Here is a 14,201-nt window from a genome sequence, read left to right as displayed (position 1 = left end):
TTCCGCTTTTATGGGCTTTGCTCTCAGGTCAGGCGGTCTGGAAGATACCGCTGTCGTCGGCAAAAGCCTTGAATTCCAGCGCATTGCCCGAGGGGTCGAAGAAGAACAGCGTCGCCTGCTCGCCGGGCTCGCCGACAAAACGGGTCTTGGGCTTCATGCCCCAGCGCGTTTCCGGGTTCGCTTCCAGCCGGGCGGCGAGGTCTTTCCACTGCTCCATGGTCACGATGACGCCGAAATGCGGGATCGGCACTGCGTCGCCATCCACCTGGCCGAGGCTTGCGGCCTGCACGGTGCTTTGCGGGCGCAGATGGGCGGAGAGTTGATGCCCGTAGAGCGAAAAATCCACCCAGTGGCCCGGGCTCTCGCGGCCGATCTGGCAGCCAAGCGTCTCGCCATAGAACTGGCGGGTCTCGTCAAGGTCGGTCACCGGAAAGGCAAGATGGAACGGGCGGGTGCCGGACATGGGGAAAGCTCCAGAAAGCGGGGGCGAAATTTCGCGAAACCGGATCATAAGCTGACCGCAGTGCCACGCCCAGCCGGTGACGGCGCAATCATACATGAGTTAAACTCATGGAAATGTCCTTTGAAACGGCCGTCCTGAACCATGCCCGATCCTGACTTCAACGCCGGCAGCCTGCCGGATGCCCAGCTGCTCTCGGCCTTGCCGCTGTTCGAGGCGGCGGCCCGACATGGCAACCTGACGGCGGCTGCCCGCGAGCTGGGCCTGACGCAAAGTGCCCTTTCGCGCCGTATCCAGCATCTGGAACAGGGGCTGGGGACGGTGCTGTTTTCCCGCCAGGGGCGCCGGCTGGTGATTACGGCAGCCGGGGAGCGGCTGGCGGCGACGGCGCGGGCTGCCCTTGGCCTTGTAGAAGGGGCGCGGCATGCGCTGGGCGGGCGGGCGCAGGGCGTGGTGCGGGTGGGGGCGCTGCCGTCGGTCGGCGCCTTCTGGCTGGCCCCGCGGCTCGGTGGTTTTCTGGCCGCCCACCCGGAAGTGGCGGTGGAGCTGGTAACGATCGATGCGGATTTTACTGCCGCACACAAGGACCCGGTGCGCTGGGATCCTGCCGCGCTCGACCTCGTCATCACCTGGGGGCATGGCGGCTGGCGCGGCCTGACGGCGACCACGCTGGCGCTGGAAGAGCTGGTAGCGGTTGCCGCCCCGGCTCTGGTGGCGAAGGGGCCACCTGCCGACGCCGAAGCGTTGCTGGCACTGCCGCGGATCGAGCACACTACCCGCGCCGGGGCGTGGGCCGGCTGGGCGGAGAGGCAGGGCGTGGCACCGGAGCGGCGGCGCGCAGCCATCGCGAGGCCGGCACAATTGCGGCTGGAGCATTTCTTCATGGTGATGGAGGCGGCCAAGGCAGGTCTCGGTGTCGGGCTTCTGCCCCGGTTGATCGTGGCAGCAGAGCTGGCTGCCGGGGCACTGCTGGAATTGCTGCCGGGCACGGGCTGGAAAACCGGCGCGAGTTACGCGCTGGTGGCAAGCGAGGCGGCGCTCGCCCGCCCTGCGGTCGGGGCTCTCGGCCGTTATCTGGTGGCGTCGGCGGCAGCCTAGCGGCTCTTGATGTCTGTGGTGGTCCGGCAACAGTTTTCAGATATTTTATACGGGTAAAATTGAAAAAGTGGATCCGGGCAAGTTTCTGGTGCATCTCACTTTTGCATTAATACCCGTATAAAAAGGTGCGCCGATGTCCGGCCCTTCCAGCCCGCTTTCTTCCCCACAAAAAGGCCGTGGCCGCCCGGCGGCGGCGCTGCCTTTCATCCTCGTGACCGTCTTTCTCGACATGCTGGTGATGGGCATCTCCGCGCCAGTAATGCCGGAGCTGGTCAAGCAGTTCACCGGCGGCGATGTGGCTTCGGCAGCCTGGTGGGTGGGCTTTTCCTTTAGCGGGTTTTCGCTGCTCCAGTTCGTCGGCGCACCTTTTCTGGGTGCGCTCAGCGACCGGTTCGGGCGGCGGCCGATCATCCTGCTGTCCGTCTTCGGGCTCGGCATCAACCAGCTGGCGCTGGTCTTTGCGCCGTCACTTTTCTGGTATCTGGCCGGCCGGCTCGTTGCCGGTTTCTGCGCGGCGAATTTTGCTACCGCGAGCGCCTATATGGCGGACATCACGCCGCCGGAGCGGCGGGCGCGCAATTTCGGCCTCATCGGCGCGGCCTTCGGCATCAGCTTCATCATCGGCCCGGCAATCGGCGGTCCGCTTGGGGATTATGGCCTGCGCCTGCCTTTCGTGGTCGGCGCCGTGTTGGCCGGCCTCAATCTGATCTATGGCCTCTTCGTCCTGCCGGAATCGCTGCCGCGGGCCGCACGGCAACCCTTTTCCTGGCGCTCGTGCAATCCGCTGGCGGCATTTGCGGTACTGTTCCAGCGCCGGCTGACGCTGGGCCTTGCCATGGGCTCCATGCTGGGCGTGTTCGGCATGGGCGTGCTGCAGGCAATCTGGGTGCTTTATACCGGCGAGCGGTTCGGCTGGACCGCCACGGCCAACGGCCTGTCTCTGGCCGCCATCGGGCTTCTGGTGGCGATTGCGCAGGGCGCGCTGGTTGGTCCGTCGGTCAGATGGCTGGGGGAGGCGCGCACGATGGTGCTGGGCGGCGTGCTGACGGCGCTGGCCTATTTCGGTTTTGCCTTTTCGCCGGCAAGCCTGCCCTTTGCGCTCAGCCTCATCCCGTTCGGGCTGGGCGGGGTTGCGGGGCCGACGCTGCAAAGCATCATCTCGCGTAGCGCCGCCGCCGGGCAGCAGGGGGCGATCATGGGAGCGCTCATGGGGCTCCAGAGCCTTGTCTTTGCAATCTCCCCCTTCATCGGCTCGCCGCTTTTTGCCCGCTACACCGTGGGGGCGGCGGGCACACTGCTGGCCGGGGTGCCGTTTCTCTTCGGCGCCATCGCCACCGTTCTCTCGCTGGTATTGACGCTTGCCGTGCTGCGCTGGCTGGGCCACGAACTGGCCACGCCGCGGTCGATCGCCGCAGACGGGGTGGAAGGAACGGCGCTGGAAGTTGAAGGCTAAGGGCCGGGCGGGGCGCCTGGCCGCCTCGCCCGCGACACCCTTTGAAAAGGGCTGTCCTACCGCGCGGTTTCGTCTTCCGGCGTGGTAAGCTTGGCACCATCCAGGCTGCGTTCCGTGCGGGTCTGTTCCTCGCGGTCGGCCTGTTTTTCAGCCTTGGTGCGGCCAAATTTCTCACGGTTCATGGAGGCCTGCGCAATCTTGCGGCGGCGTTCGCGTTCCTTGCGGAACTGGTTCAGGTTGACCACGTCTCCCATAGCCCGCTCCCTAACAAGCCCGGTGCATCACCGGCTGTCACAACAGTGTAGCCCAGCATGACACGCCTCTCCTAGTCACGTCTCATAGCCTTTCGCATAGCGCTTTGCATGGCAGCAACGCCTTCGCTACAAATGGAAAATACCGGCCGGGGGTGGTTCTCAAAATCACCCCTGCGGCAACGAGGCCTGAGGGGGCCCGGGGTCGCCCGCAAGGGGAAGAACCTGACGACGGCAACGGAAGTGCGCGCGTGATCAAGAACCTGCTGCTTGCCTTTGTGGTGTTGATCGCGCTGGCACTGGGTGCCGCCCTGATCATTCCCGGTTTTGTCGACTGGTCGAGTTACCGCGACACGCTGGCCCAGCAACTGAGCGCTGCGACGGGCCGGCAGGTGAGCCTTGATGGCGAACTCAGATTTTCTTTCCTGCCGTCCCCGGTGCTTTATGTCAGCAATGCCCACATCGCCAATCCCGAAGGGGCGGCCGAGCAGGATTTCCTCAGCCTCGACACGCTTGAGGTAAAGCTGGCGATGGCGCCGCTCTTCTCCGGCCGTATCGAGGTGGAGAGCGTGACGCTGGTATCCCCGCGTCTGGTGCTGGAGGTGCTGGCCGATGGACAGGTGAGCTGGCAGATGGGCCAGCGTTCGCTGCCGGGCATGCAGATCCGCGACGTGACCATCAGCAACGGCACGCTCATCTGGCGCGACCAGCGCCAGGGCGTCGAGCGCCGGCTGGAAAAGATCAACATGCGTATCGCGGCCCAGTCGCTGGAGGGGCCGCTGACCGCCAAGGGCACCATGACGGCCTATGGCGTGACCCCGCATCCGCTGGACCTGCTGGTGGATATGGGCGCCGCCCACCGCGCCACCACCGGCGTCTGGCCCATCCGGCTGCGCACGCAGGTGAAGGATGAGCAGGGCAATATCGCCGGCGACTTTTCCTATCAGGGCCTGTTTTTCCCCAAGGGCGATACGCTGCTGCAGGGCGAACTGCGCGGCCAGGGCGGCAGCCTTGCCGATCTGCTGGCGCTTACCGGCGCAGAGGATCTGCCGGCGCCGGTTGCCGGAAACTTTCAGGGCCGCGGCCAGCTGGCGGTGACCGCCAGCGGTATCGAAACCAACAATGTCGAGTTCAGCCTCGGCGATGCCATGCGGGCGACCGGTGCAGTTTCCTACGGTTTCGGCGATGTGCCGCGCCTTGATGTGGCGCTGGCGCTGAGCCGGGTGGAGGTGGCGCCCTGGCTGGACTGGAAGAGCGGGGTGCCGCTGCCCTCCGGCCTGACCGGCAGCCTCGATCTTTCCGTGGAAGCGGCGGAGTGGCGCGATGCGCCGATGCGCGATGTGCATTTCGGCGCCTCCTTCGCCGCTGATGGCTCGCTCGCCGTTGAGCGGGCAAGCGCGCTGCTGCCGGGCGGCGCCCAGTTCCAGCTGGCGGGTACTGTGAAGCCCGGCGGGGACGGGCTTCAGGGCGATTTGCAGCTGACCGCCAACGCCGATGATCTGCGCACCACGCTCACCTGGCTTGGTTACGATGCGGGCGCAGTGCCGGCCGACCGGCTGCGCAAGCTTGATCTTTCCACACACCTCACCGGCACGCCGGATCACTTCACCGCCGGCGACATCAATCTCGGCCTCGATACCGGACGGCTCACCGGCGCGCTCACCTATGCCGCCGCGGCCGGCGAGGGCGGGCGCCCCGGTATCGGCGCGCGCCTTGATGCCGACCGGATCAATCTCGATGCCTATTTTCCGGTTCCTGCCGGGGAGGCGAAGGGCAGTGCCCTGCTGGTACTGCCGCAGCGCCTTGGCGATCTTGCCGGCCTTGCCGACATGAATGTCTCCGCCCGCATCGGCGAGCTGGCAGCGGGCGGCGTCAATTATGACGGCGTGCATCTGGATGCCACACTGAGCCAGGGCGCTCTGGCGCTGCGCGATTTCTCTGCGTCCGATGTTTCCGGCAGTGCGCTGACGCTGGCGGGCCGGGTCGGGGGGCTGAAGCCGCTTTCCGGGCTCGATCTCACCCTTGCCGTCAAGGCGGCCGATGCCGCGCCGTTGCTGCGCAGCTTTGGTTTCGATCCCGGCGCCAAGTCGCGGGCTTTTGCCGATGTGGATGCGAAGCTGACGGTGGCGGGTGAGCACGATGCCCTGCAGCTTGGCCTTTCCGGCCATGGCGGCGGTTTTTCCGCCGAGGCCGCCGGCAGCGTGAGCAATCTCTCCTCACGCCCCGCCTATGCCTTCAAGGCCCGGGTCAAGCAGGCCTCCTTTGCCAATGCGCTGGCATTGCTGCTGCCGGCAACCCGCCTGCCGGACGATCTGGGGGACCTCGATCTTTATGCCGAGGGCAAGGGCGGCGACGGCAAGTTGCAGCTCTCCGGCATCCAGGGGCAGGTGGGCGGCATTCCCGTCGTCGGCAACCTTGCGGTCGACACCAACAAGGACCGGCCGGTGGTAACTGCCGATCTGCAGACCGGCGATATTCTGGTCGACCGTTTCCTCGCCGGCCCGCCCAGGGTCGCCGCCTTGCCGCTGCCCGGCGGCAGCGCCGCATGGTCGGACGCCGCGCTCGACTGGTCCCTGCTGCACGCGATCGACGGCACCTTCAAACTCAAGCTGCGCGGCCTTACCTGGGGCGCATTCGATCTTGGCAATGCCACGGTGGAGGCGGCGCTGGAAGATGGCGCGCTGACCGTGTCCTCGCTGAATGGCGATGCCTTCCGCGGCAAACTCTCCGGCTCCGGCCGGGTGACGGCAGCGCCGGGCGGGCAGGGCGGTGAGGTAAAAGCAGCGCTGACGCTCAAGGGCGGCGGTCTCGGCGCGGTGCTGGAGGATGGCAAGATCACCCCGGTGGGTGAAGGTCTGCTCGATTATTCCTTCGATGTGAGCGCCAGCGGGGCAAGCCGAAATGCGCTGATCTCCTCCCTCACCGGCAGCGGTGATTTCGCCCTGACCAGCGGCCAGCTCGCCGGCATCGACCTGAATGCCGTGGCCGCAGCGGCGGTGAAGATCGGCAATCCCGGCGGGCCGGAGGCACTGGCCAAGGCGGCTCAGGCCGGCGGCAAGACGCCCTTCTCCAGCTTCAAGGGCAGCTTCACGCTTGAGGGCGGGGTTGCCCGCCTTGACGATGTAGCGCTCAGCCTGCCTGCCGGCAGCGGCAAGCTCACCGGCACGGTCAACCTGCCACAATGGCAGGTGGTGCTGGCCGGGCCGTTCAGCATCACCAATGCCGCGGTGCCGCCGGCCCGGATCGGGGTTTCCGGCCCGCTCGACAATCTGCTGCCGGCGGTCGATGTCTCCGACATCGTGAGCCGCGCCAATGCCGATGCCGCCGCCCGTGCAGCGGCGGAGAAGGCGGCGGCAGACAAAGCGGCTGCCGAGAAGGCTGCTGCGGAGAAAGCCGCGGCGGAGCAGGCAGCAGCGGAAAAGGCCGCCGCCGAAAAAGCGGCAGCAGAAAAGGCAGCGGCGGATGCGGCTGCCGCCCAGGCCGCGGCAGAGAAGGCTGCTGCGGAGAAAGCGGCCGCCGAGAAGGCCGCCGCAGAAAAGGCCGCGGCCGAGAAAGCGGCGGCGGAGAAAGCCGCAGCCGACAAGGCAGCTGCAGACAAGGCTGCGGCAGAAAAAGCGGCCGCTGAAAAGGCACGTCAGCAGCAGCCGAGCACGCAGCAATTCATCAACGACATCCTGAAATCGCTGGGCGGCGGGACGGGCGGCTAAGCCGTCTCGTCCGCCGGCAAGCCAAGCTGCACCCGCGCCAGCACATAGACCCGGAGCGCGCTGGAAAGGTTGCCGCGCCGGTTGGCGTCGATCTCGGTGATGATGGCGGCGATGCTGGTACCATCGGCATCGGCAATCGCGCGCAGCGCCGCCCAGAACGGCGCTTCCAGCGAAATGCTGGTGCGGTGCCCGGCGATGTTGACCGAATGTTTGACGATGCTGCCATCATCGGCGGCGGCGATTTCCGCCGGGGTCGGGATATCGGTCATGGCAGTTCAGTGCGTGGGGCCTAGGCCCGGCATGTCATGCTCGATGGCAAAGACATTGGCATAGAGGTTGGCAATCCACTGTCGCCCCTCGCGGGTGGCGGGCAGCAGCTCCAGTGCCGGCTCGATCAGCGGCAGCGCCGTGTTCCAGAAGAAAGCGGGATAGGCGCGGCGCAGCTCGGAAGCATTGCGGTTGCCCTTGGCGCGGTTGGTGCCCGTCTCCTCGAACTCGCGGAACAGGCCCTCGATCTTGTGCAGGTAATCAAGGTCCGCCAACTGGCCGATCAGGTCGGCGGCGCGCACCATGCCCGGCAGATCGTCCGTCGGGGCATGGCTGCTGCCCGGCGGTACGGGAAAACGCGTGCGCTCGATGGCAGCGGCAATGCGGTCGATATCGAGCGGGCTGTAGGCGGCAAGGCGCTCATGAACGAAGATCTTGCCGCGGTCGACATGCCAGGGGGTGAGCGCGGCGTCGGTGGCTGTCGGCAGCAGGGTCACGGTCTCGCCGCCGGTGCCGGTGACATAGGTGTTGTCGCGGTCGCCGCGGCAGATGCCGCGCACATAACCCACATCATGGCACAGCATGGCGCAGACCATGTGCAACCAGTCATCGCTGGTCACGCGCGCGCCAGACAGCTGGCGGCAGCGCAGGATCTCCTGCCCCACCTCGGTCACCATGATGGTGTGGCTGAGATCGTGATAGGCGCAGTTGGTATCGGCGATGGCGAAAAGGGCGTTGCGGGCAACCGCCCCCAGAATGGCAATGGGGCCGTCATCCCTCTGGCCGAACAGTTCGGCATAGTTTTCTTCCAGCCGCTCGATCACGGCTGTGATGGTGGCGCCGGCCGGATGGAATATTCCCTGCGACATGAAGCTCCGCTGGATGGCCGGGCGAGGCGCAAGGGCCGCCGGCGTGCGAAAAGGGCGAGGTCGATGCCAAGAGTATCCGAGCACCGGAGCGAGCGCCACTTGAAGCATGACGCCGCGCGTCTATGGTGGCGCAACGGGGCGGGGCTGTGGCTGACCGCTCCAAATCCCGTTCTTGCTTGAATATCAGGACCCTGCCAGCCAATGGATTTGTTCTACCGCGATTCGGTCAGCCCGCTCGTGCCGCGCGATCTTGCGGAAATGTACGAGGTTTACGAGTGGCGCAATGCTTTTGCCGTGCTGAGCGCGGCCTATCCGCGTGAGTGGATGGATATCCAGACCGTCCTGCGTACCTTCCGCCTGCACCGCTCCGAGGTGGAAGCGCCGGGCAAGAACAAGTCTTCTATCGCCGACCGTTTCGACCGCCATTTCCTCCAGCTGGGCTGGGTCGAAAAAGGCTTCGATACCCGCATCGTGGTGGACGGGCAGGCCCATGTCACGCCGACCCACAAGGTGGATTGTTACAAGAACCGCATCGCCCTTGAGGTGGAGTGGAACAACAAGGATCCGTTCTTCGACCGCGATCTCAACAACTTCCGCCTGCTGTTCGAACTGCGCGCCATAGATGCCGGGGTGATTATCACCCGCTGCGACGAGTTGCAGTCGCTGTTCGACCGGCTGGGCAAGGGCGGCAGTTACGGCTCCTCCACCACCCATATGTCCAAGCTGGTGCCCCGCATCGAAGGCGGCGGCGGCGGCGGATGCCCCATTGCGGTGTTCGGCATCCGCGAGGCTGTTTATGTTGATGCCTGAGTAAGGGGTGAAAGCTTCCCGCCGCAGGGCCTTGCGGCGGGGAGGAAATAGCTTATGTTCTCTTTTTGTTCTTTTGTGTCGTTCTTGTTGGTCAGGATGGTTTGCCGATGACTTCCCCGCTGCCGCCGTCAGATGAAATTTCCGCTGGCGACGACCTTCTGCGGCTCGCCGGCACGCAGCGCTTCGCCACCATCCTGGCCGATCCGCCCTGGCGCTTTTCCAACCGCACGGGAAAGATGGCGCCCGAGCACCACCGCCTGTCGCGCTATGGCACCATGACCATGGACGAGATCATGGAGCTGCCGGTGGCGCAGATCGCGCAGCCGACGTCCCACCTTTATCTGTGGGTGCCCAACGCCCTGCTGGCAGAGGGGCTGGAGGTGATGCGACGCTGGGGCTTCACCTACAAGACCAATTACATCTGGTACAAGGTGCGCAAGGATGGCGGGCCGGACCGGCGCGGGGTGGGCTTTTACTTCCGCAACGTGACGGAGATCGTGCTGTTCGGCACCCGCGGCAAGAATGCCCGCACCAAGGAAGCCGGCCGGCGCGAGCCCAACCTGCTCGCCACCGTCAAACGCGAACACAGCCGCAAGCCGGACGAGTTCTATGAGGTGGTGGAGCGCTGCAGCCCCGGCCCCTATCTGGAAATGTTCGCCCGGCACGGCCGTCCCGGCTGGTGGCAGTGGGGCAATGAACATCAGGGCGCGCCGGATCGGGACCACCCGGCGCCGCATATCCGTGTGGTGGGAGACAATGGCTGAGCTTCGGGCAAGGGCAATGACGGCGGTGGGTTTCGGGCGAACAAGGCTGGTGCTGGCCATCCTTGCCGCTGCCTTGTTGTTCGTCTCGGGCCATGCCGTGCCTGCCGTTGCCGAAGACAATAGCCAGGTGCCGCAAAGCCGGGAGCAGATCACGCTCTCCTTCGCGCCGCTGGTGCGCAAGGCCGCCCCGGCGGTGGTCAATGTCTTCTCCCGCAAAACGGTGAAGGAACGGGTGGCGAGCCCCTTTGCCGCCGATCCGTTCTTCCGCCGTTTCTTCGGCGATGCTTTTCCGGGTGGCGTGCGCGAGCGTGTGGCCCAGTCGCTCGGCTCCGGCGTCATCCTGCGCGAGGACGGGCTGGTGGTGACCAACCACCATGTTATCGACGGGGCGGACGAAATCCGCGTCGTGCTGAATGACAGGCGCGAATACAAGGCCGAGGTGCTGCGCTCCGACAAGCATATGGACCTTGCGGTGCTGAGGCTGCTCGATACCGGCGGGCGCAAGTTCCCCACCCTGGCTATCCGCCCCTCCGACAGTCTGGAAGTGGGCGATCTGGTGCTCGCCATCGGCAATCCGTTCGGCGTCGGGCAGACGGTCACCAGCGGCATCGTCTCCGCGCTCGCCCGCACCACGGTGGGCGTCAATGACTTCAACTTCTTCATCCAGACCGATGCGGCGGTAAATCCGGGCAATTCCGGCGGCGCGCTCATCGGCATGGACGGGCAGCTGGTGGGCATCAACAGCGCCATCTACAGCCGCGATGGCGGCTCGCTCGGTATCGGCTTTGCCATCCCGTCGGAAATGGTGCTGACCATGCTGCATGCGGCCGAAAAGGGCGGCCCGCTGCTCTTGCCCTGGTTCGGTGCGGAGGGTGAGGCGGTGACCGCCGAGATGGCGGAGGCCGCGCGCATCGACCGGCCGGCCGGCGTCATCATCGATACCGTGACCGTTGGCAGTCCGGCGGCGCGCGCGGGCATCCAGCAGGGCGATGTGATTACCGAAGTGGATGGCAAGCCGGTGGACGATCCGCAGGCGCTGAAATTCCGCCTCGCCACCAAGCCTATAGGCGGGCAGGTGAGCCTGCATGTGCTGCGGGGCGGCAAGGCGCGCGATGTGGCGGTGGCACTGGAGGCCCCGCCGGAGAACCCGCCGCGCGACACCACGGTGATGAAGGACGCAACGCCGCTGCAGGGCGCGACCGCGGCCAACCTCAACCCGGCGCTGGCGCAGGAGAAGGGTTATGCCGATGGCAGCGGCGTGGTGCTGGTGGAGGTGCCGGACGGCAGCCAGGCCGGGCGTCTGGGCTTTGCCGAAGGCGATATGGTCGTGAGCCTCAATGACCAGCGCATCACCAGCGTCAGCCAGCTCGTCCGCGCGTTGTCGGCGGCCGGCGGGCGCTGGCAGATCGCCATCCGCCGTGACGGGCAGATGCGCAGCATGAGCTTTACGCGATGAGCGGTGTCGGCCTCTTCGATGCCGGCGCGCCGCGCCCGCTGGCTGATCGGCTGAGGCCGCGTACGCTGGCCGAAGTGGTGGGGCAGGGGCACCTGCTGGGCCCGGATGGGCCGATCGGGCGCATGGTGCGCACCGGCCACATGATCTCGATGATCCTCTGGGGCCCGCCCGGTTGCGGCAAGACGACGATGGCGCGGCTGCTCGCCGATGCCACCGATCTTTATTTCGAGCCGCTCTCCGCCATCTTCTCCGGCGTGGCGGACCTCAAGCGCGTGTTCGAGGCGGCGCGGGGACGGCGCGCGATGGGGCAGGGCACGCTGCTTTTCGTCGACGAGATCCACCGTTTCAACAAATCCCAGCAGGACGGTTTTCTGCCCTATGTCGAGGACGGCACCATCGTGCTCGTCGGCGCGACGACGGAAAATCCGAGCTTCGAGCTGAATGCCGCGCTTCTGTCGCGCAGCCAGGTCTTCGTCCTTAACCGGCTGACCGATAGCGCGCTCAACCAGTTGCTGGACCGCGCTGAAGCCGAGATGGGCCGGGTGCTGCCGCTGACGCCGGAGGCGCGCGAGGCGCTGAAGGCGATGGCGGATGGTGACGGGCGCTACATGCTCAACATGGCCGAAGCCCTGTTCCAGCTGCCGGCCGAACCGCTGCTGGACGAAAAGCGCCTGTCCGGCGCCATCCAGCGGCGCATGCCCGTCTACGACAAGAAGCAGGACAGTCACTACAATCTCATCTCCGCCCTGCACAAATCCGTGCGCGGATCGGACTGCGACGCCGCGCTTTACTGGATGGCGCGCATGCTGGCCGGCGGTGAGGATCCGACCTATCTCGCCCGGCGCCTTGTGCGCATGGCAGTGGAGGATATCGGCCTTGCCGATCCGCAGGCGATGCTGGTCGCCAATGCGGCGTGGGACACTTATGAACGTCTCGGCTCACCGGAAGGGGAACTCGCGCTCGCCCAGTGCGTCATATATCTGGCGACGGCGCCGAAATCGAACGCCGGCTACGTCGCCTACAAGGCAGCCACTGTTTCGGCCAAAAAGTCGGGCAGTGTGCCCCCGCCCAAACACATCCTTAACGCGCCGACCGGCATGATGAAGGATATGGGGTATGGTGCGGGGTACGCCTATGACCATGATGCGCCGGATGGTTTTTCGGGGCAGAACTACTTCCCGGACGGGATGGAGCGGGAGCGATTTTATGAGCCTGTGGAACGTGGCTTCGAACGTGAGATCAGCAAGCGGCTTGCCTATTGGGCACGGCTGCGCGGCCAGCGGCACGGGGGCGGCCAGTAAGGCGCCGGGCCGGCGGCTTGCTGCACTGCTTGCGGTAACGGCCCTTGCCCTTTCGGCCTGTGCCACGACGGGTGGCGGCGATGCCGCCGGCAGCGGCGGTGCGTCCTCCTATCCCGGCTGGGCCAAATTCCTGCCCGATCTCAAGCCTGCCATCAGCGCCTGCCTTGCCCAGCCGGTGGGGCCTGCACCCATCATCCTCAAGGCCTGGCCGATGAATCACGGCTCCGCCGGCATGCGTATCGCTGCTTCCAACGGCGCCAAGGTCGACTGTGTCGGCTCGCTGGGCGGGGACGGCAAGGCCTCCCTGCATGCCGCCGGCACCGAGCCGCTACCGGGCGAGGCCGAGGTCATCCTCGTGCCGGTGGGCTCGACCGTGCCGACCGGTGCCTGCTGGGCCAGCGAGAATGTCGCCATCGGCGGCAGTTTTCTGGGCACCCTCGCCTACAAGACCTGCTCGTGAGCCCTGCCGGGCGCTTTGACCGGTTCGTTGCCATCGACTGGTCAGGCGCCCGGGTGGCCCGGGGCATCGCGCTTGCCGAAGCCGTTCCGGGCAACGGTGCCCCCCGGCTGGTGAAACCTGCGGACAAACACTGGTCGCGAGGCGAGGTGCTGGACTACCTCGCCGGGCTTGTCACCGCAGAGCGGGTACTGATCGGCATCGACTGTGCTTTTTCGCTGCCGTGGGAGCGGGCCGGCCATTATGGCCTGCCGGACGCGCCGGCCCTCTGGGCGCGTATCGATGCGCTGGGCGGAGAAAGCGATGACCTTTCCGGCCATGGCTTTGTCAGCCACCTCGACTATGCCAACGACTACTGGCGCTCCGGCCCGCGACCTGAAGGTTATCTTGAACCGCACCGGGCCACGGAGATGGCCTGCCGGGCGGACGGGCTGGGGGCGCCGGAAAGTCCCTACAAGCTCATCGGGGCGAAACAGGTGGGCATGGGCGGCCTTGCCGGCATGCGCCTTTTGCACCGCCTGCGCGTTCGTTCGGGCAGCAGGCTGGGGGTGTGGCCCTTTGACGGGACGGATGCGCCGTCCCTGGCGGTGGAAATCTATCCGCGCCTGTTCCTGCGCCGCTTCGGCCATGGCGGCGCCAAGGTTCGCAGCCCGCAGCAGCTTGCGGCTGTGCTGGCTGCCATGGGGGCCGGGGTGCCGGAGAGCTTGCCGGAGGCGCTGGACGACAATGATGCCGATGCGCTGGTCTCCGCCGTCGGGCTGCGCTGGCTGTCGGGCATCAAAGGCGTCTGGCAACCGCCGGCGCTTGATGATCTGGCACGGCGTTGCGAGGGGTGGATCTTCGGCGTCGGGCTTACAGCATCAACCGGTGGGTGACGGTTTCCTCGCCGGCCACAGGCTGGAACCCCAGCGCCTCATAGAACGCAAACGCCGTATCTGGCGCCCGGGTGTTGAGGTGGCGGAAATACCGCTCGGCACCGTCTATGACAGCCCTTACCAGCGCTGACCCGATGCCGTGACGGCGGTTGGCCGAACTGACATAGAGGTGCCGGACACGGCCTGCTGACGGGTCGCCGGCATAAGGGTCAATATTGCGGCCGCAGAAACCGGCCAGTCTTCCGCCCAGATGCGCAGAAAGCAGCAGCTCCCCCGGCCGGTCGAACCGGTTGGCGCCGCTGCGCCAGTTCTCGGCAAAGCGCGTGGCGATGCGGTTGCCGTCTGCTGTGCAATCGGCAAGCAGCGCGGCAAAACCGGGATCGTCCGGCCCCGACAGCGGGGTGATGATGCATCCGCCCGCTGTCATGGGGCC

General features: G+C 66.3%; 14 protein-coding genes. 9 read left to right on the top strand and 5 right to left on the bottom strand.

All coding sequences use genetic code 11. The features are described from left to right. Nucleotides 1–28 precede the first annotated feature (28 nt). The gene (locus QTL98_RS17080; RefSeq protein ID WP_445679670.1) at nucleotides 29–463 is read right to left on the bottom strand and encodes a VOC family protein; all 435 of its coding nucleotides are present in this window, start codon (nucleotides 461–463) and stop codon (nucleotides 29–31) included. Between the two features lie 141 nt (nucleotides 464–604). On the opposite strand from QTL98_RS17080, the gene QTL98_RS17075 reads away from it, so the two are divergent. Continuing rightward, complete coding sequence (locus tag QTL98_RS17075) at nucleotides 605–1,558, top strand: LysR substrate-binding domain-containing protein (protein WP_445679669.1); 954 nt, start codon at nucleotides 605–607, stop codon at nucleotides 1,556–1,558. A gap of 133 nt (nucleotides 1,559–1,691) precedes the next feature. Next, nucleotides 1,692–3,011, top strand: a complete 1,320-nt coding sequence (locus QTL98_RS17070; RefSeq protein WP_445679668.1) for an MFS transporter — start codon at nucleotides 1,692–1,694, stop codon at nucleotides 3,009–3,011. Between the two features lie 56 nt (nucleotides 3,012–3,067). Here QTL98_RS17070 and QTL98_RS17065 read toward each other — a convergent pair whose 3' ends face one another. After that, on the bottom strand, nucleotides 3,068–3,265 hold the full coding sequence (locus QTL98_RS17065; RefSeq protein WP_445679667.1) for a DUF4169 family protein: 198 nt from the start codon (nucleotides 3,263–3,265) through the stop codon (nucleotides 3,068–3,070). Nucleotides 3,266–3,513: 248 nt separating this feature from the next. On the opposite strand from QTL98_RS17065, the gene QTL98_RS17060 reads away from it, so the two are divergent. After that, nucleotides 3,514–6,969, top strand: a complete 3,456-nt coding sequence (locus tag QTL98_RS17060) for an AsmA family protein (protein WP_445679666.1) — start codon at nucleotides 3,514–3,516, stop codon at nucleotides 6,967–6,969. On the opposite strand, the gene QTL98_RS17055 is transcribed toward QTL98_RS17060, so the two are convergent. Then, complete coding sequence (locus QTL98_RS17055; RefSeq protein ID WP_445679665.1) at nucleotides 6,966–7,238, bottom strand: ribbon-helix-helix domain-containing protein; 273 nt, start codon at nucleotides 7,236–7,238, stop codon at nucleotides 6,966–6,968. The two genes, QTL98_RS17060 and QTL98_RS17055, sit on opposite strands and share 4 nt — an antisense overlap. Nucleotides 7,239–7,244: 6 nt before the next feature. Further along, on the bottom strand, nucleotides 7,245–8,105 hold the full coding sequence (locus QTL98_RS17050; RefSeq protein WP_445679664.1) for a metal-dependent phosphohydrolase: 861 nt from the start codon (nucleotides 8,103–8,105) through the stop codon (nucleotides 7,245–7,247). 201 nt (nucleotides 8,106–8,306) lie between these two features. Here QTL98_RS17050 and QTL98_RS17045 point away from each other — a divergent pair, with 201 nt between their 5' ends. From QTL98_RS17045 to QTL98_RS17020, 6 genes are all read left to right on the top strand, one after another. Beyond that, a complete protein-coding gene (locus tag QTL98_RS17045; RefSeq protein WP_445679663.1) occupies nucleotides 8,307–8,915 on the top strand; it encodes a BglII/BstYI family type II restriction endonuclease in 609 nt (202 codons plus the stop codon). A gap of 107 nt (nucleotides 8,916–9,022) precedes the next feature. Then, the gene (locus QTL98_RS17040; RefSeq protein ID WP_445679662.1) at nucleotides 9,023–9,679 is read left to right on the top strand and encodes an MT-A70 family methyltransferase; all 657 of its coding nucleotides are present in this window, start codon (nucleotides 9,023–9,025) and stop codon (nucleotides 9,677–9,679) included. Further along, a complete protein-coding gene (locus QTL98_RS17035; protein ID WP_445679661.1) occupies nucleotides 9,672–11,135 on the top strand; it encodes a Do family serine endopeptidase in 1,464 nt (487 codons plus the stop codon). The genes QTL98_RS17040 and QTL98_RS17035 overlap by 8 nt, the downstream gene beginning before the upstream one ends. Then, a complete protein-coding gene (locus QTL98_RS17030) occupies nucleotides 11,132–12,436 on the top strand; it encodes a replication-associated recombination protein A (RefSeq protein WP_445679660.1) in 1,305 nt (434 codons plus the stop codon). The genes QTL98_RS17035 and QTL98_RS17030 overlap by 4 nt, the downstream gene beginning before the upstream one ends. After that, entirely contained in the window at nucleotides 12,387–12,896 is a 510-nt protein-coding gene (locus QTL98_RS17025) for a hypothetical protein (RefSeq protein WP_445679659.1), read from the top strand. The genes QTL98_RS17030 and QTL98_RS17025 overlap by 50 nt, the downstream gene beginning before the upstream one ends. Further along, nucleotides 12,893–13,768, top strand: coding sequence for a hypothetical protein (locus tag QTL98_RS17020; RefSeq protein WP_445679658.1), 876 nt, complete (start codon nucleotides 12,893–12,895; stop codon nucleotides 13,766–13,768). Before QTL98_RS17025 ends, QTL98_RS17020 begins: the two co-directional genes overlap by 4 nt. Here QTL98_RS17020 and QTL98_RS17015 read toward each other — a convergent pair. Beyond that, on the bottom strand, nucleotides 13,746–14,195 hold the full coding sequence (locus QTL98_RS17015; protein WP_445679657.1) for a GNAT family N-acetyltransferase: 450 nt from the start codon (nucleotides 14,193–14,195) through the stop codon (nucleotides 13,746–13,748). The genes QTL98_RS17020 and QTL98_RS17015 overlap by 23 nt on opposite strands. Nucleotides 14,196–14,201 lie beyond the last annotated feature (6 nt).

The sequence above is a fragment of the Radicibacter daui genome, assembly GCA_030657355.1.
Classification (GTDB): Bacteria; Pseudomonadota; Alphaproteobacteria; order Radicibacterales; family Radicibacteraceae; genus Radicibacter; species Radicibacter daui.
Note: the sequence above shows the minus strand (reverse complement) of the source record. Positions and strands in the feature narration are given on the sequence as shown.